The organism is Pseudooctadecabacter sp., from assembly GCF_965657175.1.
GTDB lineage: Bacteria > Pseudomonadota > Alphaproteobacteria > Rhodobacterales > Rhodobacteraceae > Octadecabacter.
The window spans coordinates 67,244-92,791 of record NZ_CBFHNH010000012.1 but is presented as its reverse complement, the minus strand read 5'-3'; the positions used below and the strand labels follow the sequence as shown (position 1 = coordinate 92,791).

Below are 25,548 nucleotides of genomic sequence, written 5' to 3'. Positions count from 1 at the left end.
GAGTTTGGCGACCGTCTTTTCCGACAGGGTCAGATCACCGGGGGGGGAGACATTGCGTTGCCCCAACGCAAGTGACACACCGAGCCGGTCCTCAAAGAACGTCACCGCCTTGTCGATCTGTTCGTATTGAAACAGGTGATCGATGATCATGTCTCCGCTGCGGCGGCGGATGAATTTCGGCGGGTAGCCAAGGTCCGCGAAGGGGGCTGGTGTTCCCTTGCAATATTCATCCACGAAGTGATCAAAAGCGATGCCCTTGGTGCTGTTGCGCGCGCCATCTTTGTCGGCGCGTCCGCGGTATCTATACCAGCTGCCCAGCCAGCTGACCGGTTCGCGCAGGATGCACACCAGTTCAAGATTTTTCAGGCCGGAGCCTTCGAAATAGGGCCGCAGTTGATGATGATACCGGTAGGCCGGCGTGTGTTTAAGATTCGGTGGATTACGCAGAACGACATCCGCATGGGGGGCCAACGCGGCCTCAAGGGCTGTGGTGCCGGTCTTGGGGACGGCCAGAAAGACCAGCTTTTCTTTCGCAAAAACAAGCATTTGGGCACGTCCCTCTTGGCCTCTCTCTTTGTAAACTACTCCTTAACCAATCATCGCGAAAGGTAAGATATGAACGATTTTAGTTGCAATGTTCTCTTTTTGATCTCATACGAGTGAGAACAAGAGGTGAACGAAGCAATCAATTGCAGCCCCCTCAGGGGCATGGGATAAGGACCGAAATCATGGCAACGGCAGAGCTTTTTAAGATGGCAGACAAGAAGTCTTCGGACAAACAAAAGGCGCTGGATTCCGCGCTGGCCCAGATCGAACGTCAGTTCGGTAAGGGATCAATCATGACCCTGGGCGGAAATGCCGTCCAAGAGATTGAAAGCACATCCACGGGCTCTCTCGGGCTTGATATCGCCCTTGGCATTGGTGGCATCCCGAAAGGCCGGATCGTTGAGATTTACGGCCCTGAATCCTCCGGTAAGACAACGCTGACGCTGCATTGCGTTGCCGAAGAGCAGAAAAAAGGCGGCGTCTGTGCCTTTGTGGACGCGGAACACGCGCTGGATCCGACCTACGCCAAAAAGCTGGGCGTGAACCTTGATGAGCTTCTGATCTCCCAGCCGGACACAGGTGAACAGGCGTTGGAGATTGTGGACACCCTGGTGCGGTCTGGGGCGGTGTCGATGATTGTGGTCGACAGCGTGGCCGCATTGACACCCAAGTCCGAACTTGAGGGCGACATGGGCGACAGCTCTGTGGGTGTGCATGCGCGCCTGATGTCCCAAGCGATGCGTAAGCTGACCGGATCGATCAACCGAACCAATTGCACGGTGATTTTCATCAACCAGATCCGCATGAAAATCGGTGTGATGTTCGGTTCACCCGAGACGACGACCGGTGGCAACGCGCTGAAATTTTACTCCTCCGTCCGGTTGGACATCCGCCGTATCGGCGCGCTGAAGGACCGTGATGAGGTCGTGGGCAACGCGACACGCGTCAAGGTCGTCAAGAACAAGGTGGCCCCGCCGTTCAAGCAGGTGGAATTCGACATCATGTATGGCGAAGGCATCTCAAAGATGGGGGAACTGCTGGACCTTGGTGTGAAGGCCGGTGTGGTTGAAAAATCCGGGTCGTGGTTCTCATACGGGGATGAACGGATCGGGCAGGGACGTGAAAACGCCAAGACCTACCTCAAGGAAAACACCAACACCGCGTTGGAGATTGAGGACAAGATTCGTGCCGCCCATGGTTTGGATTTCGATTTCCAGCCCGGTGCGGAAGAAAAAGATGACGGCGCGCTTTTGGAAGATTGATCCGCGCTGACATGTGATCCGAAGGTCGGCCCCCTTGGGGCCGGCTTTTTTGTTTAGGGGGCGCTGCCACTGTTTCGATTTGGGGGCGCTGCCCTGTTAGGTTTTGGGGGGCGCTGCCCCCGCGCGTTCCGCGCTCCCCCGGGATATTTATGAGACAAAGACAAGGGGCGCGCTGCGGCTGTGGACAGTGCGTGGCCGCAGGGCTATTTGAGGCGGGACAGTTTGTAAGGACCAACCCCCATGACCAGCCTCAGCGATATTCGTTCGACGTTTCTTGATTATTTCAAACGGCAAGGCCATGAGGTCGTGGCCTCAAGCCCGCTGGTGCCGCGCAACGATCCGACGTTGATGTTTACCAATTCGGGCATGGTGCAGTTTAAGAACCGTTTTACTGGGGTGGAAAGCGGTGCCTATCAACGCGCGACAACAAGCCAGAAATGTGTGCGGGCCGGTGGCAAACACAATGACCTTGATAACGTGGGCTATACCGCACGACATCATACGTTCTTCGAGATGCTGGGGAATTTCTCCTTTGGGGATTACTTCAAGACCGAGGCTATTCCCTTTGCGTGGGAATTGCTGACCAAGGATTTCGGGATCGACAAATCCAAGCTTCTGACCACGGTCTATCACACCGACGACGAAGCGTTTGATATGTGGCGCAAGATTGGCGTGCCGGAAGACCGGATCATCCGCATCGCCACGGACGATAATTTCTGGCGCATGGGGCCAACGGGGCCCTGTGGTCCGTGTACGGAAATTTTCTACGATCACGGTGACCACATTTGGGGCGGACCGCCCGGATCGGCCGATGAAGACGGCGACCGGTTTATTGAAATCTGGAACGTCGTGTTCATGCAGAATGAACAGTTCGAAGATGGCACAATGACGCCGTTGGAGATGCAGTCGATCGACACCGGCATGGGGCTGGAACGGATCGGCGCGCTGTTGCAGGGCGGACATGACAATTATGAAACGGACCTGTTCAAGGCCCTGATCGAGGCGTCGGCCCATGCGACCTCCACCGATCCATTCGGGGATCAGAACGTGCATCACCGCGTGATCGCGGACCACCTCCGTTCCACATCGTTTCTGATTGCAGAAGGCGTGCTGCCATCGAACGAAGGGCGCGGTTACGTGCTGCGTCGCATCATGCGCCGCGCCATGCGCCATGCGCATTTGCTAGGCGCGCAGGACCCGGTGATGCACCGTCTGGTGCCCGCATTGGTGCGCGAAATGGGGGCGGCCTACCCTGAACTGGGCCAGGGCCAGACCCTGATCGAAGATACGCTTTTGAACGAAGAAATTCGCTTCAAGACCACGCTGGATCGCGGCCTCAAACTGCTGGATGAGGCGCTGGAGGGGGTGGCCGAGGGCGCGGATTTGCCCGGAGAGACGGCGTTCAAGCTTTATGACACCTATGGCTTCCCCCTCGATCTGACCCAGGATGCGCTGCGCGAAAAGGGCCGTGGTGTGGACACCGACGGTTTTGACGCGGCGATGGAGGCGCAAAAAGCCAAGGCGCGTGCGGCCTGGTCCGGTACCGGTGCGGCAGCGGATGCGGCGATCTGGTTCGATCTGGCTGATCAGCACGGGGTCACGGAATTCCTCGGCTACGAAACCGAAACGGCTGAGGGGCAGCTTTTGGCTCTCGTCAAAGGCGCGGAGGCAGTTGAAGCCGCATCGGTCGGGGATGAGGTCGCCCTGGTGTTCAACCAGTCCCCGTTCTATGCGGAATCCGGTGGTCAGGTGGGCGATACAGGCACCGTCAAGACCGACAGCGGTGTGGCTGAGGTCACGGACACAAAGAAAGTCGCAGGCGTGTTCCTGCACATGGCCGAAGTGACTGAAGGCACGCTGACACGCGGTCAGGGCACGGAACTGGTGGTGGACCACGGACGCCGGTCGGATATCCGTGCGAACCATTCGGCCACGCACTTGTTGCACGAAGCCCTGCGTGAGGTTTTGGGCGACCACGTGGCGCAGCGCGGGTCGCTGAACGCACCGGACCGTTTGCGGTTTGATTTTAGTCACAATGCGGCTGTCAGCCTTGAGGATCTGCGCAAGATCGAAGCGAAGGTCAACGGGATGATCCGTCAGAACACGGCTGTGGAAACGCGCATCATGACACCGGACGACGCACGCGCACTTGGCGCGCAGGCGCTTTTTGGTGAGAAGTACGGCGATGAGGTTCGCGTTGTGTCCATGGGCCGCGCGCCCACAGGCAAAGGTGTCAACGGGGACAATTGGTCGTTGGAGCTGTGTGGCGGCACCCATGTGCGCCAAACCGGCGACATCGGTGCTTTTGTGACTTTGGGCGACAGTGCGTCCTCGGCGGGTGTACGTCGGATTGAGGCGCTGACCGGGCAGGCGGCACTGGATTACCTGCAAGGGCAGGATCAGACCTTGGCGCAGACGGCGCTTGCACTGAAAACGCAGGCGGCTGAGGTGCCCGAGCGCGTGAAATCCCTGCTGGATGAACGCAAGGCGCTGACCAACGAAGTGGCGCAACTGCGTCGTGAACTGGCCATGGGCGGCAGCAAGGCCGAGGCTGATGCGGCCAAGACCATCAACGGCGTGGCTTTCAAAGCGCAGGTCATGCAGGGCGTCACCGGCAAAGACCTGCCCGGTATGATTGACGAGATGAAATCTGCCATGGGCAGCGGCGCTGTGCTGCTGATCGCTGATGCAGACGGCAAGGTCGCTGTCGCGGCGGGTGTGACCTCTGATCTGACGGACAAGGTCAGTGCGGTTGATCTGGTCAAAGCCGCCGTGGCCGAACTGGGTGGCAAGGGCGGCGGTGGCCGTCCGGATATGGCGCAAGGCGGGGCCAAAGATGCGGCCAACGCCGATGCGGCGATCGCCGCGGCTGAGGCTGTCTTGCAGGGGTGAGCGCCTTTGCAGAGATGCTCGCCACCCATGCCGGCGCGGGCCGTGTGGACTGGATCGGCCTGCGACCCGCACGGCTTGAGCCCCTGACGTCAGTTGAGGCCGCCGAGCTGTTCGACGATGGGCTGGTCGGGGATCACGCGCGGCCCGGCAAACGGGCGCTGACGCTGATACAGGCAGAGCATCTGCCGGTGATTGCGAAGCTCGCGCGGTTGAACAGCGTTGCGCCGGACCGGCTGCGTCGAAACCTGGTGATCAGCGGCATTACCCTCACGGCATTGCGCAATCATCCGGTGCAGATCGGCGGGGCGGTGGTTGAATTTACCACCGTCTGCGCGCCCTGTTCACGGATGGAAAAGGCTTTGGGGGCAGGGGGGTACAACGCGATGCGCGGCCACGGCGGCTGGTGTGCCACGGTTCTGGAACCGGGCCCTATTCGGGTCGGCGATCGTGTAATGCAGGCCGGTTAGAACCTAGTTTTGCCGCCCGTTCTCGGCCTAAACCCTCCGATGGCGGCTTTTCGGGACAGCCTTGGGCTCCGCCTGTTCTCGCCTGAAAACCTTCACTGGAGGTTGTCCAAGACGGCTCGGGTCTCCGACCATTCTGCGCCTGAGCCGCCCCACTGGGGCCTCACCACTACGGCTTGAATTCTCTGGTTCTTAAAATACCTCGGGGTCTGGGGCAGAGCCCCAGCGGATCGGATGAGCGAAGCTCCTCCGATCCACCAAGTCACTCAGACCGCGCCAACCGCTTGCGCTCATGGGGGTCCAGATACCGCTTGCGCAGACGCACGGCGTTTGGCGTGACCTCAACCAATTCGTCGTTGTCGATATAGGCAATCGCCTCTTCCAGCGACATCTTCACAGGCGTGGTCAGACGCACCGCGTCATCGGTGCCCGACGCCCGCACGTTTGTCAGTTTTTTGCCCTTGAGCGGGTTCACCTCAAGGTCATTCTCACGGCTGTGTTCACCGATGATCATGCCCTGATAAACCGCTTCCTGCGCGCCGATAAAGAACTTGCCACGGTCCTCAAGGTTCCAGATCGCGTAGGCCACGGATGTGCCGTTTTCCATGGAAATCAGAACGCCCGCGCGGCGGCCCGGGATCGCGCCTTTGTGGGGCGCCCATTCGTGGAACACGCGGTTCATGACCCCCGTGCCGCGCGTGTCGGTCAGGAATTCGCCGTGATAGCCGATCAACCCGCGGGAGGGGACATGGGCGATGATGCGGGTCTTGCCGCCGTTCTGTTTCATCTCGACCAAGTCACCCTTGCGGGCACCGGTCAGCTTTTCGATCACGGCACCGGAGTATTCGTCATCCACGTCGATCGTGACTTCCTCAACCGGTTCATGTTTCACGCCGTCGATGTCCTGGAACAGCACCTGCGGGCGGGAAATCGACAGCTCGAACCCCTCGCGGCGCATGTTTTCGATCAGCACACCCATCTGCAATTCGCCGCGGCCGGCAACCTCGAACGCCTCACCGCCGGGGGTGTCGGTGATCTTGATGGCGACGTTGCTTTCGGCCTCTTTCATCAGACGTTCGCGGATGACGCGGGACTGCACCTTTTTGCCGTCACGACCGCCCAATGGGCTGTCGTTGATGCCAAAGGTCACGGTGATGGTGGGCGGGTCAATCGGCTGCGCGGGCAGCGGATCATTGACGGAAGTGGCGACGATACTGTCGGCCACGGTGGCTTTGGTCATGCCAGCCAGCGTGACGATGTCACCTGCCTCGGCCATGTCGATGGGCTGCTGGCCCAGACCGCGGAAGGCCAAAATTTTGGTGCAACGGAAGTTTTCAATGAGATCGCCTTCGCGGCTCAGCGCTTTGACGGACTCGCCCGCTTTCAACGTGCCGCTTTCGACGCGGCCCGTGAGGATACGGCCAATGAACGGATCGGATCCCAGCGTCGTGGCCAGCATGCGGAAGGGTTCATCGCGGGCCTCGACCTGTTTGGGGGCGGGCACGTGTTCCAGCACCAAATCAAACAGCGCATCAAGGTTTTCGCGGGGTCCGTCCAACTCTGCGTCACACCAGCCGGAGCGACCGGAGGCATATAGGTGCGGGAAATCAAGCTGTTCTTCAGTCGCATCCAGCGAGGCAAAGAGATCGAAGCATTCATCCAGCGCGCGGTCAGGTTCCGCGTCGGGTTTGTCGACCTTGTTGAGGACCACAATAGGGCGCAGGCCCAAAGCCAGCGCCTTGGAGGTCACGAATTTCGTCTGCGGCATGGGGCCTTCGGCGGCGTCCACCAGCAAAACCACGCCGTCAACCATGGACAAGATGCGTTCAACCTCGCCGCCGAAATCTGCGTGGCCGGGGGTGTCGACGATGTTGATGCGGTGGTCTTTCCACTCCACCGAGGTCGCTTTGGCCAAGATCGTGATGCCGCGCTCGCGTTCCAGATCATTGCTGTCCATGGCGCGTTCGGTGGTCGCCTGATTGTCGCGGTAGGTGCCGGATTGTTTGAGCAATTCATCCACGAGCGTGGTTTTGCCGTGGTCAACGTGTGCGATGATCGCGATATTGCGGAGTTCCATAGGTGACGTCCTGATATAAGAGTTGGGCGGGCCATATCGCGCCTTGCTGCAAAAGCAAAGGGGGTGTGATCTGAATGTCCGCTGTGCTGGGCTTTAGTGTTTTGGATTTAGGGGCGCTGCCCCTCGGCCTGCGGCCTCACCCCGAGGTATTTGGGAACCAGAGAGTTCGAGCCGGTGAGGCGAGAACGGGCGGTGCCCCAAGCCGTCGCGAAGAGGCCCCAGCGCGGTGTCAGTGCGTAGCGGTTTTGCTGAACAGCTGGATGATGACGATGCCCGCAAGGATCAACGTCATGCCAAGGATCGCGGGCAGATCGAGGGTTTGGCGAAAGACCACCCAGCCAATCAGCGCAATCAGCACGATGCCGGAGCCAGACCAGATGGCATACATGATGCCCACGGGCATGTGTTTGAGGGTCAGCGCCAGCAGATAGAAGGCGGCGGCGTAGCTGACGACCACGACGAGCGACGGCAGCGGTTTGGTGAATTGCTGGCTCGCCTGAAGGGCCGTTGTGCCGATGGTTTCAAAGATCACGGCGATGATCAGTGTGATGAAATGGGTGGGCATGGCGGACCTCAGGTGGCGACGTACCAGTCGCGGCGGTGGTTAACAGTGATGACGAGATTGACAATGAGCGCGCCCAGCATGGACAGCAAGACCGCTTTGACAGGCAGAACCCAAAAGGCCGCGAGGAAGACGCAGGCGTCAAAGCCCAGTTGCACCAATCCTGCGCGAAAACCGGTTTTGTCTTGGATGTAGAGGGCCAGAATACCGACCCCGCCCAAGGAGGCCCCGTGTCGAAAGATCGCCAAAAGACCCGCGCCCGTCAAAAGGCCAAAAAGGGCTACACCAAAGATCGGATCCAAGGTTTGGAAGGTCATCAGGGGCGGGAACAGGATGGAAAATCCTGACACGAGGATCACCGCGATGAAGGTTTTGATCACAAATCGCAGGCCGATCCGTTGCAACCCGAGCCAGTAAAACGGCAGGTTCACCGCGAAAAATACCACAGCAAAACTGGTGTCTGTGGCGTAGCTGATCAAAAGGGCGAGGCCCGCGGTCTGGCCGGTGATCAGGCCCAGATGCGTCAATAGGACAAGCCCTGTAGCGGCCATGGTCGTGCCCGTGAGAAGCCCTTGCGTATCCTCCAGAAGGGTGTGGCGCCGTGGCCTGTTTTTGGGTGGTGTTCGGGTGTCGTCGGACATGCCCCCACAGCTAGGCGTTGCGGTGGGGGCTGTCCAGTGCGCTGGGGTCAGGCGAGTGCCTTTTGCAGGTTCTGGTCGATTTTTTCCAAGAACCCTTCGGTGGTCAGCCAGCTTTGATCGGGGCCGACCAGCAGCGCCAGATCCTTGGTCATATGGCCGGATTCCACCGTGTCGACGATCACTTTTTCCAAAGTTTCCGCAAAATGCGTCAGCTTTTCGTTCTCGTCGAGTTTGGCGCGGTGTTTGAGGGCACCTGTCCACGCATAGATCGACGCGATCGAGTTGGTGGAGGTCGCTTCGCCCGCCTGATGTTGGCGGTAGTGGCGGGTGACGGTGCCGTGTGCGGCCTCAGCCTCTACGATTTTGCCGTCGGGGGTCATGAGTTGGGAGGTCATCAGCCCAAGGGAGCCGAAGCCCTGCGCCACGGTGTCCGATTGCACGTCGCCGTCGTAGTTTTTGCAGGCCCAGACGAATTTGCCGGACCATTTCATGGCCGATGCCACCATGTCGTCGATCAGGCGGTGTTCGTACCAGATGCCGGCCTCTTCGAACTGGTCTTTGAATTCTTCATCAAAGATCCGCTGGAAGATCAGCATGAACTGGCCGTCGTATTGTTTCAGGATGGTGTTCTTGGTGCTCAGATACACGGGCCAGCCGAGGTTGAGGCCGTAGTTGAAGGACGCGCGGGCGAAATCCTCGATCGATTTGTCGAGGTTATACATGCCCATGTAGACGCCCGATGACGGCGCGTCGTAGACCTCATGTTCGATGACTTCGCCGTCTTCGCCCACGAATTTCATCGTCAGCTTGCCGGGCCCGGGGAATTTCATGTCGGTGGCTTTGTACTGGTCGCCAAAGGCGTGACGTCCAATGACGATGGGGTTGGTCCAGCCGGGCACAAGGCGCGGCACGTTTTTGCAGATGATCGGCGCGCGGAAGACCACACCGCCCAAGATGTTGCGGATGGTGCCGTTGGGGGATTTCCACATTTTCTTGAGGCCGAATTCTTTAACACGGCCCTCGTCGGGGGTGATGGTGGCGCATTTGACGGCGCAGCCGACCTCAAGCGTCTTTTCGGCGGCGTCCACAGTGACCTGATCATCGGTCGCATCGCGGTTTTCCATACCGAGGTCATAGTACAGCAGGTCCAGATCCAGATACGGCAGGATCAGTTTGTCTTTGATGAAGGCCCACATGATGCGGGTCATTTCATCGCCGTCCATTTCGACGATTTGTCCGGTGACTTTGATCTTATCCATAATGTGCGTTCCCTTTTGGCAGGTTTGTTTGAACCGTCAGATACCGGAGGGGACACGTCAAGGAAAGAGGTCGTATGCAATTGTATACGGTTTGCGCCTGCGGGGTCATGTGACATGCCCCGCTAGTGCGATCCACAGCGGGATGCTGAGGATGGCCACCGGGGTGCCCAGACCGGTGGAGGCGCCCACATAGGCTGATGAATTCGCCTCCGGCAGGGCGGCACGCATCGTCGGCGGGCCCGAGATGTCGGAACTTGATGCCGCCATGACCGCCAGCAGGATGATCCCGCCTTCGGAAAAGCCCGTCAGATGATGGGCGATCAGACCCACGCCGAACCCCATAAGCCCGTGGATCAGCGGGGCGGTGATCGCGTAGAGGATATAGGCGTGGGCGACCTTGCGCAGTTCCGCAAACTGCGACCACGCCTCCATCCCCTTGATCAGCATCAGGATTGACAGCAGCCCCCGAAACAGCGGTTCATAAAAGCTGTCAAAAACGCTGTCGGGCTTGGCAAGAATGCCCAAGACAAGCCCTGCCACCAAGGCCGAAATCGCGGGGCTGCGGAAGGTATCAACCATGATGCCCCGCACGAGGGTGTCCGCGTCCTCACCCTCAGGGGTTTTGGCCATGGCGGTGCGCATCGCGGGGCCGCCAAGGGTGGCTGTTCCACCGGCATTGACTGTGACAGACCGCGCGGTTTTGCGTGCCAGTGACAGTTTGGCCAGAACGATGGCCGTGATCAAGGCTGCGATATCCATGAACGGATAAAGCGCGCCGATATAACCCTCATAGGTGATGCCGCTGTCGTCCAGCACCGCCATGCCCGCCGCAAGGGTCGAGGCAGAGACAGCGCCGAACATGCCAACCGTGGCCAAGGCATCGACCTCGGCCACGCCGCGCAACCGCGCGAGGGTGAATTTCCCCAAGATGACAATGCTGATGCCCAAAGCTGTGGCCCCCAATGCGGGCACAAGCAATGAGACAACGTCCGCATCGCGGATCGCAATGCCAGCCCCTATCCCGACCTTCAGCAAAAGCAGGATAACGATGAATTTGTAGACCGGTTCGGGGATTTCGAATTTGCTGCCCAAAGCCGCAAGCATCATGCCTGCGATCAGAAAGGCCAAAGTGGGTTTTTGTAGCTGTTCCACGAGGGTGGAGGCGATGGTGGTGAAGATTTCCATGAGGCAGGCTCCGGCTGTGTGTCTGGACAGGGAGGTAGCCCTCGGCCGGTATGAATAAAAATATATCTTTCTGTTATTTTTGTTCTATAAAAACGAATGATCGGAAAACTGAACTATCATCACCTGCGGTATTTTCATGCCGTCGCGCGGGACGGCAACCTGAGCCGTGCGGCAGACAGGCTGAACGTGGCGCAATCGGCGCTTTCGGTGCAGATCAAACAGTTGGAGGACCGTTTGGGCTTTGCCTTGTTCGAACGGGTCTCACGGTCGCTGGTGCTGACCGAGGCGGGGCGCATTGCGCTGGATCATGCGGACCGGATTTTCGCGGCGGGGGATGAATTGGTCGCGACCTTGGCGCAAACCGCGCAGGCGGCGCCGCCGCTGCGGATCGGCGCGCAATCGACCCTGTCGCGCAATTTCCAAATGCAGTTCTTGCGCCCTTTGGTTGGGGCAGGTGATTTCGTTTTGAAATCCGGCAATACCGATGGATTGCTGGCCGATCTGACGGCACTCAAACTTGATGTGGTGCTGACGACCAATGTGCCTGCGGCGGACGGCGATGTGCAATTCGCGGCCCAATTGATCGCGGAACAGGCAGTGTCGTTGCATGGGGTGCCCATGCGGATGGGCCACGCCACCTTGGCGGATGTTTTGACCCATGAGCCGCTGATCCTGCCGACGGAGCCTGTGATCCGCGCTGGGATCGAACATTTGATGACCACACTGGGTGTCACCCCGCGGATTGTCGCGGATGTGGATGATATGGCCATGGTGCGCCTTCTGGCGCGCGATGGTGTGGGCGTGGCGGTCGCCCCGCCGGTGGTTGTCGCGGATGAGGTCGCGCGCGGGGTGCTGGTCACCGCGCCCTTTGATCTGGGCATCAAAGAGCCGTTCTTTGCCGTGACTGTACCCCGTAAATTCCCCCATCCGGCGCTGGCGGATGCTCTGGCGCGAAACGTTTAGGTATTGGCCGCGAACCAAGCGTCGATATCGGGGCGCAGGGCGTCCCAAAGGGCGGGTGCGCCGCGTTTGACTTTGACGGCCACGCGGGCCTCAATTTGGGCGCGGGTGACATCATAGTCGCGCCATGACCCGCCGCCCGTTTGCAGATTGCAGACCAGCGGCTGCGCACGATCAAGGGATTTGGCGAAGGTTGCATCGGGGGTCTCGGCGGCCTCAAACTCGTCCCAGATGGCGCGCAGGGGGGCGGATTGTGCGGGGGGAAGCAGCCCGAAGATGCGGTCGGCTGCGGCCTGTTCTTGTGCTGCGACGGCTGCGGCGTCGAAATCCCCGTGGATCGGGTTATCGCCTGCGTCGATTTCCACCAAATCGTGAAGGAGGAGCATGTGCAGCACGCGGTCAATGCGCACAGGCCGGGCGCAATGTTCCTGCAAGGTCATGGCCCAGAGCATGATGTGCCAGCTGTGCTCAGCCGAATTTTCACGGCGCGACCCGTCACACAGCGTGGTGCCGCGCAGGACAGATTTCAGGCGGTCGGCCTCCATCACAAAGCGCATCCGCGCGGCGAGGGATTCGGACACCACAGGCTGGCGGCGGTTGAGGGTGTCATGGGCCAGCGCATAGACCTCAGGCCAATCATCCTTGAGGTGCCCGAAGCGCCCCGTGGTCTGAATCTGGTGCAGCACGTCGCGGTCAGTGGGCGTCATGGCAGGGTTCGAGAGCGCCAGAAACATAGGGGCCGCCTTGTCGAGCATCCGGGCATAGGCCGCATCGGTGCTGGTCCCGTCTTCGAATTCATCCCACAGGGTCCGGTAGGCCACGGCCTGATCGGCGGGCAGCAGATTGAACAAACGCGTGGCGGCGGCGGCTTCGGCTGTGGCGATGGCATTTTCGTCGCGGTGCAAATGGATCGGGTGATCGCCTGCGTCGATTTCCACCAGATCGTGCAGCAAAAGCATTTGCCACACGCGGGGCAGGTTCGCGCCTTTGGACTGGTCTTCGAAGACCAGCGCCCAAAGGCACAGGTGCCAGCTGTGTTCGGCGGTGTTTTCCAGACGGGAGCCATCGGCCAGCGGATTGGCGCGGGTGACGGATTTGAGTTTGTCGGCCTCGATCAGGAAGGCCAGTTGGTGGGGGATGCGTTGGGCGGGCGTGGGGATGGGCATGGGGGCTTTCATACGCGGGATCGCGCGGGGCTGATGTGCGCCTCCGGCGGGAGTTTTTCGGGCCAGATGAAGGGGGGCCACATGTCCTAAGGCATCTGGGAGGTGAGGCGGATGGTGTCCGGGCGGGGGCCGGTGAGGAAGGCATCAAAGTACGCAGGGTCAGGAAAGCCGTCCCATGGGTAAAGACCATGGAGCGCATTGGCCAGCGCCTCGGCGATGGCGGGGTCCTGCGGGTTGGTCTGCGCGTCGGTGAGCGGGGCAGTCAGACGCGGGATCGTGTCGTAGCCCGCGATGGGCCAAGGGACGTCCGCTGTGGTGACCGTGATGACAGCGGAGACATCCTCTGCCGTCAGCCGCTTGGGCGTTTCGCCGAGGGTCGTGCGGATCAGGGTGAGGAACAGGCGTGCGGTGGTGCCTGCAACTTCATCCACCTGAACGACCGTCTGGGTGCTGTCGAGCAGGGGGATGAGAGGCAGGTCAGCAGGTTGCATTTAGCCAGCGGTGCCGCCTTGTTGTGCGGCCTTGGCCTCAGCGATCTTTTGATTGAGAAAGCGGCGGCCGGTGCGTTCGGCAAGGCGGATGCGGACCTCAGTCAAAAACGCCTCTTCGAGGGTTTGGGAGGCAGAGCCGATGACCTCGGCCAGTTCCATGAACAAACGGTCTTCACCGGTGATGTCCTGCACCTCGAGCACGTCATCGGCCATTTTGGAGGCCAGTCTGGTCAGGCTGTCGGACATCAGCGTGTGGTCTCCGTCAGGCGGCGTTTGACGTAGGACTGCACGGATCCGATCATCGGGTCCATATGCGGGTCTTCGAAGAAGTGACCTGCGCCTTCGACCTCTTCGTGGGTGATGGTGATGCCTTTTTGTTCATGCAGCTTATTTACGAGGTTCACTGTGTCAGCCGGTGGGGCCACGCGGTCGGCGGCCCCGTTGATGATCAGGCCGGAGGACGGGCAGGGGGCCAGGAAGCTGAAGTCGTACATATTGGCCGGTGGGCTGACGGAGATGAACCCAGTGATTTCAGGGCGACGCATCAGCAGTTGCATCCCGATCCATGCACCAAAGCTGAAGCCCGCGACCCAGCAGTGTTTGGAATTGGTGTTCATGGATTGCAGGTAATCCAGCGCTGATGCTGCATCGGACAGTTCACCCACGCCTTGATCGTATTCACCCTGGCTGCGGCCCACGCCGCGGAAGTTGAACCGCAGGACCGTGAAGCCCATATTGTAGAACGCATAATGCAGGTTGTAGACGACCTTGTTGTTCATCGTTCCGCCGAATTGGGGATGCGGGTGCAGCACGATTGCGATCGGTGCATCACGTTCCTTTTGCGGGTGGTAGCGGCCTTCGAGGCGGCCTGCGGGGCCGGGAAAGATGACTTCGGGCATTTTGGTCCGTTCGTTGGTTTGGCTTGATTGTTGACGGAAACGCTCAGGCACTTTAGAAAGATTCTAATTCGCGCGGGCGGTGGTCTGCCCGTGCGGGTTGATTTCAAGTAAAGGCGGGAGGGGGCGGCGTCAACGCCTCTGGTCGCCGGACCTGGGGGTTTGGCTATGAAATTAAGCACCAAGGGGCGCTATGCGATGGTGGCTTTGGCCGATATTGCGCTGCAGCCTGCGGATCGGCTGGTGAGCCTTGGGGAGCTGAGCCGCCGGCAAGGCGTGTCGCTGCCGTATCTGGAGCAGTTGTTTGTGAAGCTGCGCCGTGCCGGTCTGGTGGAAAGCGTGCGGGGGCCCGGCGGGGGGTACAAGCTGGCGCGCACGGCGTCGGACATTCGTGTGGTTGAGATTTTGTCCGCCGTGGATGAAACGGTGTCGGCCATGCACACCGGTGCGGGCGCATCGGGGGCTGTGTCCGGCAGTCGCGCACAGAGCATGACGAACCGGCTGTGGGAGGGATTAAGCGCCCATGTGTATGTCTTTTTGCATCAGACGCGGTTGTCGGATGTAGTGGGCAATGATCTGGCGCCTTGTCCTGCGGTGCCGAACCTGTTTGAGGTTGTGGACGAATGAGGGCTCGCGGACCGATACGGGGCCTAAGTGATCTTGCGATCAGCGCCTGCGGCGGGCGGGGGACAGGGGGGCCAGCCCCCCTCGGCCTGCGGCCTCACCCCCCGGAGTTTTCGGATCAGAAGAATGAAGGGTCTGCGGGGATGGGTGTGTCGTGAGCCGCGTTTATCTGGATTATAACGCCACCGCCCCTTTGCGGGTGCAGGCGAAGGGCGCGATGGTCGCGGCCATGGAGGTTGTGGGCAACCCATCGTCTGTTCATGGCGAGGGGCGTGCAGCCAAGGCTGTCGTTGAACGTGCCCGTGCGCAGGTGGCGCAGGCTGTGGGGTGCAATGCAGCGGAGGTGGTGTTCACCTCCGGTGCGACCGAAGCGGCATCGTTTTTGCGGCATATCGCAGGGGGCGTTGAGGTTGATCCGGCGGCCCATGATGCGCTTTGGGCCCATCGGCGCGCGGGAGATGCGCCGCTGCAAGCGGTGGGTGTTGCGTCCGGTGAGACGGGGATCATGGCGGATGTGGCGGGGGCCGATCTGCTGGATGCCACGCAGGTTGTGGGCCGCGTGCCGTTTGCCTTTTCATGGAGCGGCGCTGATTTTGCCATTCTGTCGGCCCATAAGTTTGGCGGCCCAAAGGGCGTTGGCGCATTGATTGTCCGCGACGGCGTGGATATTGCAGCCCTTCAGCGAGGGGGCGGACAGGAGATGGGGCGCCGGTCGGGGACGGAGAACGTGATCGGGATTGCCGGAATGGGGGCTGCGATTGAAGCCGCCATGGGCGATCTGGACGCGGGTGTTTGGGCCGGTGTGGAAGAACTTAGAAATATTCTAGAAAGTGGGGTTGAGGCTGCCTCAAAGGAGACTATTTTAGTCGGGAAAGAAGTGGCCCGTTTGCCCAACACATCTTGCCTGCTGACACCCGGTTGGAAGGGTGAAACGCAGGTGATGGCCATGGATTTGGCGGGTTTTGCGATTTCGGCCGGTTCGGCCTGTTCCAGCGGCAAGGTAAAGGCCAGCCGCGTGTTGATGGGGATGGGCTTTGACGAGGCGGATGCGGCCAGTGCCATTCGGGTCTCTTTGGGCCCTGAAACGACGAGAGACGACGTCATACGGTTTGTGGATGTCTGGACAGATAAATTGCAGCGCCACCGACTTCGGTCGGCGTGAGCGCCCAAGCGGGTAGAGCAGGAGAGAACGATGAACGTCGTGGATCAGGTTGAAGTCAAAGAAGGCGTTGAGCAGGAGACCGTGGATGCGGTCAAAAAGCTGGGCGGCGATTACAAATACGGTTGGAACACCGATATTGAGATGGAGTACGCGCCCAAGGGTCTGACCGAAGACATCGTGCGCCTGATCTCCGCCAAGAACGAAGAGCCGGAATGGATGTTGGACTGGCGTCTGGCCGCCTATGCCCGTTGGTTGGAGATGAAAGAGCCAGAGTGGGCGATGGTCGACTACCCCGAGATCGATTTTCAGGACCAGTATTACTACGCCCGTCCCAAATCGATGGAAGTGAAGCCCAAGTCGCTGGATGAGGTCGACCCCAAACTTCTCGCGACCTACGAAAAGCTGGGCATCCCGTTGAAAGAGCAGGCCATTCTGGCTGGCGTCGAAGGGGCCGAAACCATGGGCGATGCGCCGCGCAAGGTGGCGGTGGATGCGGTGTTTGATTCCGTCTCCGTGGGCACGACCTTTCAGGATGAGTTGAAGAAAGCGGGCGTGATCTTTTGTTCGATTTCAGAAGCGATCAAAGAGCATCCTGAGTTGGTGAAAAAATACCTCGGCTCTGTCGTGCCGGTGCAGGATAATTTCTATGCGACACTCAATTCGGCGGTCTTCTCGGACGGGTCGTTCGTCTACATCCCCAAGGGCACGAAATGCCCGATGGAGCTGTCCACATACTTTCGCATCAATGCCGAAAACACAGGCCAGTTTGAACGCACGTTGATCATCGCCGAAGAAGGGTCCTACGTATCCTATCTTGAGGGCTGCACGGCCCCCCAGCGCGATATCGCACAGTTGCACGCGGCGGTGGTTGAAATTGTCATTCTGGATGATGCAGAGGTGAAATATTCCACCGTTCAAAACTGGTATCCAGGTGATGAGAACGGCAAGGGTGGCATCTATAACTTCGTGACCAAACGCGCCGATTGTCGGGGCGACCGGTCCAAGGTGATGTGGACGCAGGTGGAAACCGGGTCTGCCGTGACATGGAAATATCCAAGCTGCATTCTGCGCGGCGACGACAGTCAGGGTGAGTTCTATTCCATCGCCATTGCCAACAACATGCAGCAGGCCGATACGGGCACCAAGATGGTGCACTTGGGTAAGAACACCAAGTCGCGCATCGTGTCCAAGGGCATCAGCGCGGGCAAGGCGCAAAACACCTACCGTGGTCTGGTGTCCATGCACCCCAAAGCCAAGGACAGCCGCAATTATACCCAGTGTGACAGCCTGCTCATTGGCGACAAATGCGGGGCACATACGGTGCCCTACATCGAAGTGAAGAACAATTCGTCTCGGGTCGAGCATGAGGCCACGACATCCAAGGTGGATGACGATCAGCTGTTCTATTGCCGCAGCCGTGGCATGGATGAAGAGGAGGCCGTGGCCTTGGTCGTCAACGGGTTCTGCAAGGATGTTCTTCAGGCGCTGCCGATGGAATTTGCTATGGAAGCGCAGGCGCTTGTGGCGATCTCTCTTGAAGGGTCGGTTGGCTGATCCGGCCTGACAGAGGGGCGTCGCGATGAACAAGAAACGGCTGGCCAGACTGCGGGCGAGGTGGCTGCTGGCGCAACTCGCGCCGGCGCGGCCGCTCCAGATCGCAGACATCGGCGCGCGGCAGATGAAACGTCCGCCCGCCTACCAGCCATTGTTGGATATGGAAGCGGCAGAGCTGACGGGATTTGAGCCTGATCCCGACGCCTTTGAGGTCTTGCAAAAAGATGCGCCCGCCCATGCCCGGTACATCAACAAGGCGGTGGGCAAGCCAGGTCCGGCCACGTTTTACGCCCACCACGTGGGGTCATTGTCGTCGATCTACCGGTTGTCGGCCAAAGCGGCGGCCTATTTGGGCAAGGGGTTTTGGGTCAAACGTCCCATTGAAGAAATGGATATGACGTTGGTGTCGCTGGACAAGGTCGACGGCATGCCCAAGCTTGATCTGTTGAAAATGGACATTCAGGGGGCGGAATTCGATGTGCTGAAAGGCGGCAAGAAGACATTGGCGAATGCTGTTATGATCATTCCGGAAATCCGCTTTTATCAGATGTACGAGGAAGAGCCGATGTGGGCGGATATTGACATTCTGCTGCGCAAAATAGGCTTCGTGCTGCATTGTTTTGCCCATCAAAAGAAAGTGCGCCTGCCCAGTGGTGTGGCCAAGCGGCTGAATGCGTCGATGCGCAGTCAGTTGTTGGACGGGGACGCCGTCTACATCCGCAATCTTGAGACGGCGGAAGATGTGACCGATGATCAGGTCAAAATACTGGCCTTGCTGGCCGATTGTGTGACCAAGTCCTATGATTTGACTTTGCACTGTCTTGATATTCTGGTGCAGCGCGATGTGTTGCCCGACACCGTGCTTGAGGGGTATCTGGCCCGGTTGCCGTCTGATCTGATGGTTGACCCAAGTGATGGAGTACAGCCGGCATGACGGACAAAGCAGTTAAACGTCTGGATTATCTACGCGATGTGCTCGCGCCTGAGGATATGAAAATCCTCGATGTGGGGGCCAACCCGATCAATGTGCCTGCCTACCAGCCCTTGATCGACCGCCAGATGTGCCATGTCTGGGGGTTTGAACCCAACCCCAAGGCCTTTGCGGATCTTGAAACGTCCCAAAACGACCGCGCGACCTATTTTCCCAAAGCTGTGGGGCCCGCGGGCAAGGGCACGTTTTACGCCCATGAATTCGCGGTTCTGTCGTCGCTGTTCCCGATCTATCGCCCCACGGCGGATTTTCTGGGCCGAGAGCGGTGGTATCAAAAGCAAGTGACCGAGATGGAGATGGACCTTGTGACCATCGACAGTCTGGATGAATTGCCGCGGGTCGATGTGCTGAAGATGGATCTTCAGGGCGGTGAACTTTCGGTCATGGAAGGCGGGCGGGACAAGCTGTCCGAGGCCATGGTCGTGATCCCCGAGGTGCGGTTTATCCGCATGTATGAGGGGGAGCCGCTTTGGGCGGAGCTTGATCTGGAACTGCGTGCGCAAGGGTTCCAGTTGCACAAATTTCAGACCCAAAAGGCGCTGCCGGTCAAACATTCCCAGTGGCGCAAGCTGGACCGCAAGGCAGTTGGGTCGCAGCTGCTGGATGGGGATGCGGTCTATATCCGCAATATTGAAGACATCTCAACCGTGACGTCCCATCAGCTTAAACAGTTGGCGATTGCTGCGACAGTGATGTTCGACAGCTATGATCTGACATTGCATTGTCTGGATGAACTGACGCGGCGTGGGGATGCGCCTTCGGATGCCGCAAAAGCGTTTGTGCCGCTGTTGCCGGACAGTGTGATGAAGGGGGGGGCATGACCACGATGCCCGCCGTCAAAAAATTGCGCTACAATTCCCCGTTGCGGCTTTTCTGGTATCGCAAAGAGGCCAATTTTGGGGACGCGATTTCCGCCACCATCGTGTCCCATGTGTCGGGACGTGAGGTGAAATGGGCCGGTCATCCCAGCTGTGAAATGTATGCGTTGGGCAGCTTGATGAAGTCCGTGGCGACCCATCAGGTGGCCGACCGTGACACGGGCCGCAAGCCGTTCATTTGGGGCACAGGCACGATGACGGGGCTAAAGGATCTGGCCTTTTTGGGCTACGTCCGTGTGGCGTTGTTGCGGGGGCCGATCACCGCTGCCCTGATGCAGCGTGACGACCGCGTGTTTGGTGACACAGGCTTGCTGATCGCGGATGCAGCGGGTGAGGCCCCGCGCCGTGATGATATCGTCGGGCTGGTTCCGCATATGCATTTCGCAGATGACCCACGGCTGCGCAAAATTGCCGCCGACAATCCGCGCATCAAATTGATCGACGTGCGCGACGAAGTCCCCATGCGCGTGGTGCGTGAAATTGCGTCGTGTTCCCATATCATCAGCCAGTCCTTGCATGGGTTGGTGACGGCCGATGCCTTTGGCATTCCCAACACTTGGCTGGACCCCATGGGCATCCATGGTGCGGCGACATTGAAGTTTTACGACTACGCAGCAGGCATCGGGCGCGCTATGGCCCCCCCGATCGTCCCATCCCAGATTGACGCTGTGGCCAAAACCGCCCCCACAGGCGACTTGCCGTATGGTGAGGGGATCGCCCAGGCCAAAGAGGCGCTTTATGCCAGTTTCCCAAGGGGTTTGATGCAGGAGGAGGTGCAATGACCCCCCTTCACATTGTGCCCCAATTGCGTCCTGCCTTTCGGAAAATTCTCAGAACGCGCCGCCCTGACGCCGCGAGTGCGCCTTATTTCGGCCCCACGCCCTTTCTAATCGTTAACGCGACAAACAAAGGGAATTTCGACAATGGCCGTCAGCACGACAACTTTTGCCGAACGCATGCAGCGCATCCAAAGCGGGAAGACCACGTCCTGGACCGTTCCGGGCGAGGGCTTGGCCACACACAAGGACGAACGCAGCTTTCTGTCCAAAGCTGGCGTAAAAATGCGCACCAAATCCACACAGAAGAAAGTGGGTATTCTGTTCTATCTTCTGGCGCTGGTGTCCGGTGCGATCAGCGTGATTGTGGCCCGCTGGCTGGACTTCAAGTTTTTGGACGACGCGATGGCTTTTGCCGCGGGCAAAGGCATCGATCTGGCGTCTATGTTGACCGGTGTGCCGACGGCACTTGGGCTGGCGATCATGCTCAGCCTGCTGGCCATGATGGTGCTGGGCCAGCGCAAATCTGCGATCCACGTACAGACCGCCGGATTTATGGGCGCGTTCCTGTTCGAGGCCGATCTGGTCGCCTTGGCGCCGGATGTCTACGCGATGTTTTATCCGCCCACATGGGTGGCCGATATGATGGCCAGCGCGACGCTGGTCACCTAACCAACCTGACACATGAAAACCTGATGCAGAGGGCCGCGGCAGCGCGTGCCCTCCATTCGCTATTTGAAAGGGCATAAAATGCTGGAAATCAAAGACTTGCGCGTTGAACTTGAAGAAGAGGACAAGAAGATCCTCAAAGGTGTGAACCTGACGGTCGAGCCGGGCAAGGTCCACGCGATCATGGGCCCCAACGGGTCCGGCAAATCGACGTTGTCTTATGTGCTGTCCGGCAAGGACGGCTATGAGGTCACAGGTGGCTCGGCGTCTTTGGACGGCGTTGACCTGCTGGACATGGAAGCCGAAGAACGCGCCGCCGCTGGCCTGTTCTTGGCGTTTCAGTACCCTGTCGAAATCCCTGGTGTGGGCAACATGACCTTCCTGCGCACGGCTGTGAACGCACAGCGCAAGGCACGCGGTGAGGAGGAGATGTCAGCCGGTGAATTCCTCAAGGTTGTGCGCGCCAAAGCGAAGACGTTGAAGATCGACGCCGATATGCTCAAACGGCCCGTGAACGTGGGCTTTTCAGGGGGTGAGAAAAAACGCAACGAAATCCTGCAGATGGCCATGCTGGAACCCAAGATGTGCATCCTGGATGAAACGGATTCCGGTCTGGACGTAGATGCGATGAAACTGGTGTCCGAAGGGGTGAACGCCCTGCGCGATGAGGGTCGCGGGTTTCTGGTGATCACGCACTACCAGCGTCTGCTGGACCACATCAAACCGGACGTGGTGCACATCATGGCCGATGGCCGCATCGTGAAAACTGGCGGGCCTGAGCTGGCTTTGGAAGTTGAAAACAACGGATACGCCGACATTCTGGCGGAGGTGGCGTAATGGCCCAACCTGCGATCAAAATGGACGCCACCGAAGACCGGTTGGCGGCCCTGACCCAGCCAGACAGCGCCCCTTGGGCGGCTGAGGCGCGCAGCGCGGCCCTGTCACGCGTGCGCACGATGGGTCTGCCCCATGCCCGTGACGAATATTGGAAATACACCAAACCTGCGTCTTTGGTGCAGGCCGAGGCCCCGACAGCTGCTCTGTTTCACAACGACGAGGGCCCGCTTTGGAATGATCTGGACCGTGTAAAAGTCGTCTTCGTGGATGGTGAATTTGACGCCGCGGCGTCGGATGATCTGGCCGTTGAAGGATTGGAGATTGAACGTCTGTCAGATGCGGCGTCCAAGGACATTCATTGGGCCAAGGACCTGTACGGCGCGCTTGAGGGCGCCAGCCACACCCACACCGACCGCCCCCTTGCGGCGCTGAACACAGCCTTCGCCACGGACGGTCTGGTGATCCGCGTGACGGGCAAAGTCAGCAAGCCGGTGAACCTGATTTACCTCCATAACTCCGAAGACTCCGACGCGATCCTGCACCATGTGGTGAAGATCGAAGAGGGAGCAGAGATGACGTTGCTGGAAACCGGCCCCGGTGCGGCACGGTTCAATACAGTGCTTGAGGTCGACGTGGCCGACAGTGCCGTGTTCCACCACGTGCGCGTCCAAGGTCGTGATCACGAACGCCGCGCTGTGACTGGCGTCTTCACCCGTCTGGGTACGACATCGGCCTTCAAATCCTTCACCTTGACCATGAACGGTGTGCTGACCCGCAACGAATGTGTGATTGAGTTGACGGGCAATGACGCGCAGGCCCATGTGGCCGGTGCCTGTGTGGGCGATGGCAAGGATTTCCACCACGACGACACTGTGTTCATCACCCATGACGCGGTGAATTGCGAAAGCCGTCAGGTGTTCAAAAAGGTGCTGCGCAATGGCGCGACTGGGGTGTTTCAGGGCAAAATTCTTGTAAAGGAAGATGCCCAGAAAACCGATGGCTACCAGATCAGCCAATCGCTGTTGCTGGACGAAGACAGCCAGTTCCTCGCCAAGCCGGAACTTGAAATTTACGCCGATGATGTCGCCTGTTCGCACGGGTCCACGTCCGGTGCGATTGATGATGAGGCGCTGTATTACCTGCGGTCACGCGGGGTGCCTTTGGCGCAGGCCACGGACCTTTTGGTTCTGGCGTTTCTGGCTGAAGCCTTGGAAGAAATCGCGGATGAAACCCTGGCCGAGGCGATTTACGAACGTCTTGAAGGCTGGCTGGGTCGGCGGGCCAGCTGATGCCGGTCAGTCGCGATATCGCACGGACCTATCGGGGTCCGCGCAGGGTGGTCCGCGAATTGCTGTCCATGGGGCCGCGCGAAGACCGCGCGATTGCGTGGCTGATGATTGGCTGTTTTCTGGTGTTCCTGTCGCGGCTGCCCGCGTTGCAGCGTGCCGCGATTGAAACGGGCAGCGATTTTCAGCGTGACGTAATTTACGCGTTCTTTGCGATGATGATGATCGCGCCGCTGATGTTTTATGTCATCGCCTTTGTGTTCTTTCTGATCATCAAACTGGCGCGGTCGGCGGCGACACCTTACGGCGCGCGGCTGGCGATCTTTTGGGGGTGGCTGTCTGCCGCACCTCTCGCGTTGTTCTACGGGCTACTTGTTGGGTTCAACGGGTTGGATCATCCAGGCACCACCTTGGTGGGGGCGCTGTGGTTCATCGTGCTGATCTGGTTCTGGCTTGCTGGGCTGTTTGAAATGTCGAAAGAGGACTGATGGATTTTTCTTGGGCTCAAATTTGGGACATGACCAAGCTGTTTGTGCGCGATCCGGCTGAGGCGTCTCGTCGCGTGCTGGGCATGGGATGGCCGGTCAATGTGTCGGTGATCATGATCGTGCTGGCGGGGATCATCTCCGGGGTGATGTGGGCCGTGGATCAGGCGTTGTTCGGGGCCGCCCCGCAGCCGATGTTGCTGCCCGATGGGCGCGAAGTCCTCGTGGCGCCCGCCACGCCACTGACGGTCGGCGTGTTTTCGGCCATCATCGGGGTGGTCTTTTCCTATTTGATCTATTGGGTCGGCGTGCGGTCCGGCGGGCGCGGCAGCCTGCCCGGTGTGATGGCCGTCATGGCAGCCTTGCAGATTGCGCTGACGGTGTTGGGCGTGATTTCAGGGTTCCTCGGGATCGCGCTGCCGTTGCTGGGCTTCGGTTTGGCGCTGGCGCTGATTTACGTGTCCATGCGCGGCTATGCCCATGCGGTGCAGCAGGCTCACGGGTTTGACACCATGGGCCGGTCGGTGATGGTCATGATTGCTGCCTTGTTCTTGGCGGTGTTCGTGCTGCTGGTTTTGTCCATGTTCCTTTTGCCGGTCCTGATGCCGGAGATGCTGGTTGAGGTTGAAAATGCCCTTTGATGTGAACGCCGTCCGCGCCGATTTTCCGATTCTGTCGCGTGAGGTGAACGGCAAGCCGCTGGTCTACCTCGACAATGGGGCGTCCGCGCAAAAGCCGCAGGTGGTGATTGATGCCATCACCAAGGCCTATGCGGAGGAATACGCCAATGTGCATCGGGGCCTCCATTACCTGAGCAATCTGGCAACAGAGAAGTATGAAGGCGTGCGCGGGATCATCGCGCGGTTTCTGGGGGCAGGGGATGAAAATTCCATCGTCCTGACCTCTGGCACCACCGAAGGCATCAATCTGGTGGCCTACGGCTGGGCGATGGAGAACCTGACGGCGGGGGATGAAATTGTCCTCAGCGTGATGGAACACCACGCCAATATCGTGCCGTGGCATTTTCTGCGTGAACGGATGGGCGTGAAGCTGGTGTGGGTCGATGTGGATGTGAACGGCGATCTGGACCCGGGTGCGGTGATGGACGCCTGCACGGACCGCACCGAACTGATTGCGGTCACCCATATGTCCAACGTTTTGGGCACGGTGGTGGATGTGAAATCCATCTGTGCGGCGGCACGCGCCAAGGGGATCGCGACAATGATCGACGGGTCACAGGCGTCTGTGCATATGCCGGTGAACGTCGAAGACATCGGTTGTGATTTCTATCCGGTCACGGGGCATAAGCTTTACGGCCCCTCGGGGTCCGGTGCGATCTATATTCACCCCGACCGGATGGCCGAAATGCGCCCCTTCATCGGTGGCGGTGATATGATCCGTGAGGTCCACAAGGACACCGTCATCTACAACGATCCGCCCATGAAGTTTGAGGCCGGAACCCCCGGCATCGTTCAGACCATCGGTCTGGGCGTCGCGTTGGAATATATGATGGACCTTGGCATGGACAACATCGCCGCCCATGAACGCGGCCTGCGCGATTATGCCCGTGACCAGTTGGACGGGCTGAACTGGCTCAACGTGCAGGGGCAATCTGCCAGCAAGGGGGCGATCTTTTCGTTCACGCTGGATGGGGCCGCCCATGCCCATGACATATCTACCGTTCTGGACAAGAAAGGCGTGGCCGTGCGTGCAGGGCAGCATTGCTGCAACCCGCTGATGGATCACATGGGGATCACGGCGTCCTGCCGCGCGTCATTCGGGATGTATAACACCACGGATGAGGTCGATGCCTTGGTCGACGCGCTTGAGCTGTGTCATAAGCTCTTTGCGTGATATTCGTTGATAATTAAGACTTTCGGCGCTA

26 protein-coding genes are annotated in these 25,548 nt (G+C 59.4%); 16 read left to right on the top strand and 10 right to left on the bottom strand.

Going from position 1 to position 25,548, the window contains the following annotated elements:
- Positions 1-546: gamma-glutamyl kinase (locus ACTG36_RS11415; protein WP_439142393.1), on the bottom strand; the 546-nt coding region annotated here is incomplete at its 3' end.
- A gap of 182 nt (positions 547-728) precedes the next feature.
- Here ACTG36_RS11415 and recA point away from each other — a divergent pair.
- The 3 genes from recA to ACTG36_RS11400 all read left to right on the top strand — a co-directional run bounded on the left by recA (position 729) and on the right by ACTG36_RS11400 (position 5,167).
- Positions 729-1,808, top strand: coding sequence for a recombinase RecA (gene recA, locus ACTG36_RS11410; RefSeq protein WP_375282221.1), 1,080 nt, complete (start codon positions 729-731; stop codon positions 1,806-1,808).
- Positions 1,809-2,048: 240 nt separating this feature from the next.
- On the top strand, positions 2,049-4,700 hold the full coding sequence (alaS, locus tag ACTG36_RS11405; protein WP_439142391.1) for an alanine--tRNA ligase: 2,652 nt from the start codon (positions 2,049-2,051) through the stop codon (positions 4,698-4,700).
- Positions 4,701-4,714: 14 nt separating this feature from the next.
- Positions 4,715-5,167: an MOSC domain-containing protein gene (locus ACTG36_RS11400; protein WP_375282226.1), complete on the top strand. Its 453-nt coding sequence runs from the start codon at positions 4,715-4,717 to the stop codon at positions 5,165-5,167.
- Positions 5,168-5,426: 259 nt separating this feature from the next.
- Here the strand turns inward: ACTG36_RS11400 and typA are convergent, their stop codons facing one another.
- From typA to ACTG36_RS11375, 5 genes are all read right to left on the bottom strand, one after another.
- On the bottom strand, positions 5,427-7,241 hold the full coding sequence (typA, locus tag ACTG36_RS11395) for a translational GTPase TypA (protein ID WP_439142389.1): 1,815 nt from the start codon (positions 7,239-7,241) through the stop codon (positions 5,427-5,429).
- 229 nt (positions 7,242-7,470) lie between these two features.
- Positions 7,471-7,806, bottom strand: coding sequence for a DMT family transporter (locus ACTG36_RS11390; RefSeq protein WP_375282281.1), 336 nt, complete (start codon positions 7,804-7,806; stop codon positions 7,471-7,473).
- Between the two features lie 8 nt (positions 7,807-7,814).
- On the bottom strand, positions 7,815-8,444 hold the full coding sequence (locus ACTG36_RS11385) for a YitT family protein (RefSeq protein ID WP_375282282.1): 630 nt from the start codon (positions 8,442-8,444) through the stop codon (positions 7,815-7,817).
- Positions 8,445-8,491: 47 nt separating this feature from the next.
- Positions 8,492-9,703: an NADP-dependent isocitrate dehydrogenase gene (locus ACTG36_RS11380; RefSeq protein ID WP_375282283.1), complete on the bottom strand. Its 1,212-nt coding sequence runs from the start codon at positions 9,701-9,703 to the stop codon at positions 8,492-8,494.
- A gap of 105 nt (positions 9,704-9,808) precedes the next feature.
- Positions 9,809-10,888 (bottom strand): sodium-dependent bicarbonate transport family permease, encoded by a 1,080-nt coding sequence (locus tag ACTG36_RS11375; protein ID WP_439142386.1) that lies wholly within the window; start codon positions 10,886-10,888, stop codon positions 9,809-9,811.
- A gap of 96 nt (positions 10,889-10,984) precedes the next feature.
- On the opposite strand from ACTG36_RS11375, the gene ACTG36_RS11370 reads away from it, so the two are divergent.
- A complete protein-coding gene (locus ACTG36_RS11370) occupies positions 10,985-11,851 on the top strand; it encodes a LysR family transcriptional regulator (RefSeq protein WP_439142384.1) in 867 nt (288 codons plus the stop codon).
- Here the strand turns inward: ACTG36_RS11370 and ACTG36_RS11365 are convergent.
- The 4 genes from ACTG36_RS11365 to ACTG36_RS11350 all read right to left on the bottom strand — a co-directional run bounded on the left by ACTG36_RS11365 (position 11,848) and on the right by ACTG36_RS11350 (position 14,404).
- On the bottom strand, positions 11,848-13,014 hold the full coding sequence (locus ACTG36_RS11365) for an HD domain-containing protein (RefSeq protein ID WP_375282286.1): 1,167 nt from the start codon (positions 13,012-13,014) through the stop codon (positions 11,848-11,850). The genes ACTG36_RS11370 and ACTG36_RS11365 overlap by 4 nt on opposite strands.
- Before the next feature lie 86 nt (positions 13,015-13,100).
- Positions 13,101-13,505, bottom strand: a complete 405-nt coding sequence (locus tag ACTG36_RS11360) for a hypothetical protein (protein WP_375281611.1) — start codon at positions 13,503-13,505, stop codon at positions 13,101-13,103.
- The gene (locus ACTG36_RS11355) at positions 13,506-13,751 is read right to left on the bottom strand and encodes a hypothetical protein (RefSeq protein ID WP_375281612.1); all 246 of its coding nucleotides are present in this window, start codon (positions 13,749-13,751) and stop codon (positions 13,506-13,508) included. It lies immediately after the preceding gene.
- On the bottom strand, positions 13,751-14,404 hold the full coding sequence (locus ACTG36_RS11350; protein WP_439142381.1) for an alpha/beta hydrolase: 654 nt from the start codon (positions 14,402-14,404) through the stop codon (positions 13,751-13,753). The genes ACTG36_RS11355 and ACTG36_RS11350 overlap by 1 nt, the downstream gene beginning before the upstream one ends.
- Positions 14,405-14,569: 165 nt before the next feature.
- On the opposite strand from ACTG36_RS11350, the gene ACTG36_RS11345 reads away from it, so the two are divergent.
- The 12 genes from ACTG36_RS11345 to ACTG36_RS11290 all read left to right on the top strand — a co-directional run bounded on the left by ACTG36_RS11345 (position 14,570) and on the right by ACTG36_RS11290 (position 25,517).
- On the top strand, positions 14,570-15,028 hold the full coding sequence (locus ACTG36_RS11345) for an Rrf2 family transcriptional regulator (protein ID WP_375281613.1): 459 nt from the start codon (positions 14,570-14,572) through the stop codon (positions 15,026-15,028).
- A gap of 151 nt (positions 15,029-15,179) precedes the next feature.
- Positions 15,180-16,187, top strand: coding sequence for a cysteine desulfurase family protein (locus ACTG36_RS11340; protein WP_375281614.1), 1,008 nt, complete (start codon positions 15,180-15,182; stop codon positions 16,185-16,187).
- A 30-nt stretch (positions 16,188-16,217) separates the two neighbouring features.
- Complete coding sequence (sufB, locus tag ACTG36_RS11335) at positions 16,218-17,741, top strand: Fe-S cluster assembly protein SufB (protein ID WP_375281615.1); 1,524 nt, start codon at positions 16,218-16,220, stop codon at positions 17,739-17,741.
- A gap of 25 nt (positions 17,742-17,766) precedes the next feature.
- Complete coding sequence (locus ACTG36_RS11330) at positions 17,767-18,675, top strand: FkbM family methyltransferase (RefSeq protein WP_375281616.1); 909 nt, start codon at positions 17,767-17,769, stop codon at positions 18,673-18,675.
- Positions 18,672-19,553, top strand: a complete 882-nt coding sequence (locus ACTG36_RS11325) for an FkbM family methyltransferase (protein WP_439142378.1) — start codon at positions 18,672-18,674, stop codon at positions 19,551-19,553. The genes ACTG36_RS11330 and ACTG36_RS11325 overlap by 4 nt, the downstream gene beginning before the upstream one ends.
- Positions 19,550-20,392 carry a polysaccharide pyruvyl transferase family protein gene (locus tag ACTG36_RS11320; RefSeq protein ID WP_375281618.1) on the top strand — a complete coding sequence of 281 codons (843 nt, stop codon included), beginning with the start codon at positions 19,550-19,552 and terminating at the stop codon, positions 20,390-20,392. The genes ACTG36_RS11325 and ACTG36_RS11320 overlap by 4 nt, the downstream gene beginning before the upstream one ends.
- A gap of 141 nt (positions 20,393-20,533) precedes the next feature.
- Positions 20,534-21,058: a hypothetical protein gene (locus ACTG36_RS11315; protein ID WP_375281619.1), complete on the top strand. Its 525-nt coding sequence runs from the start codon at positions 20,534-20,536 to the stop codon at positions 21,056-21,058.
- 78 nt (positions 21,059-21,136) lie between these two features.
- A complete protein-coding gene (sufC, locus tag ACTG36_RS11310; RefSeq protein WP_375281620.1) occupies positions 21,137-21,892 on the top strand; it encodes a Fe-S cluster assembly ATPase SufC in 756 nt (251 codons plus the stop codon).
- Complete coding sequence (gene sufD / locus ACTG36_RS11305; RefSeq protein ID WP_375281621.1) at positions 21,892-23,181, top strand: Fe-S cluster assembly protein SufD; 1,290 nt, start codon at positions 21,892-21,894, stop codon at positions 23,179-23,181. Before sufC ends, sufD begins: the two co-directional genes overlap by 1 nt.
- Positions 23,181-23,666: a hypothetical protein gene (locus ACTG36_RS11300; RefSeq protein WP_375281622.1), complete on the top strand. Its 486-nt coding sequence runs from the start codon at positions 23,181-23,183 to the stop codon at positions 23,664-23,666. The genes sufD and ACTG36_RS11300 overlap by 1 nt, the downstream gene beginning before the upstream one ends.
- Positions 23,667-23,695: 29 nt before the next feature.
- The gene (locus ACTG36_RS11295) at positions 23,696-24,304 is read left to right on the top strand and encodes a YIP1 family protein (protein WP_375281623.1); all 609 of its coding nucleotides are present in this window, start codon (positions 23,696-23,698) and stop codon (positions 24,302-24,304) included.
- Positions 24,294-25,517: a cysteine desulfurase gene (locus ACTG36_RS11290; RefSeq protein ID WP_375281624.1), complete on the top strand. Its 1,224-nt coding sequence runs from the start codon at positions 24,294-24,296 to the stop codon at positions 25,515-25,517. The genes ACTG36_RS11295 and ACTG36_RS11290 overlap by 11 nt, the downstream gene beginning before the upstream one ends.
- Positions 25,518-25,548: the final 31 nt, after the last annotated feature.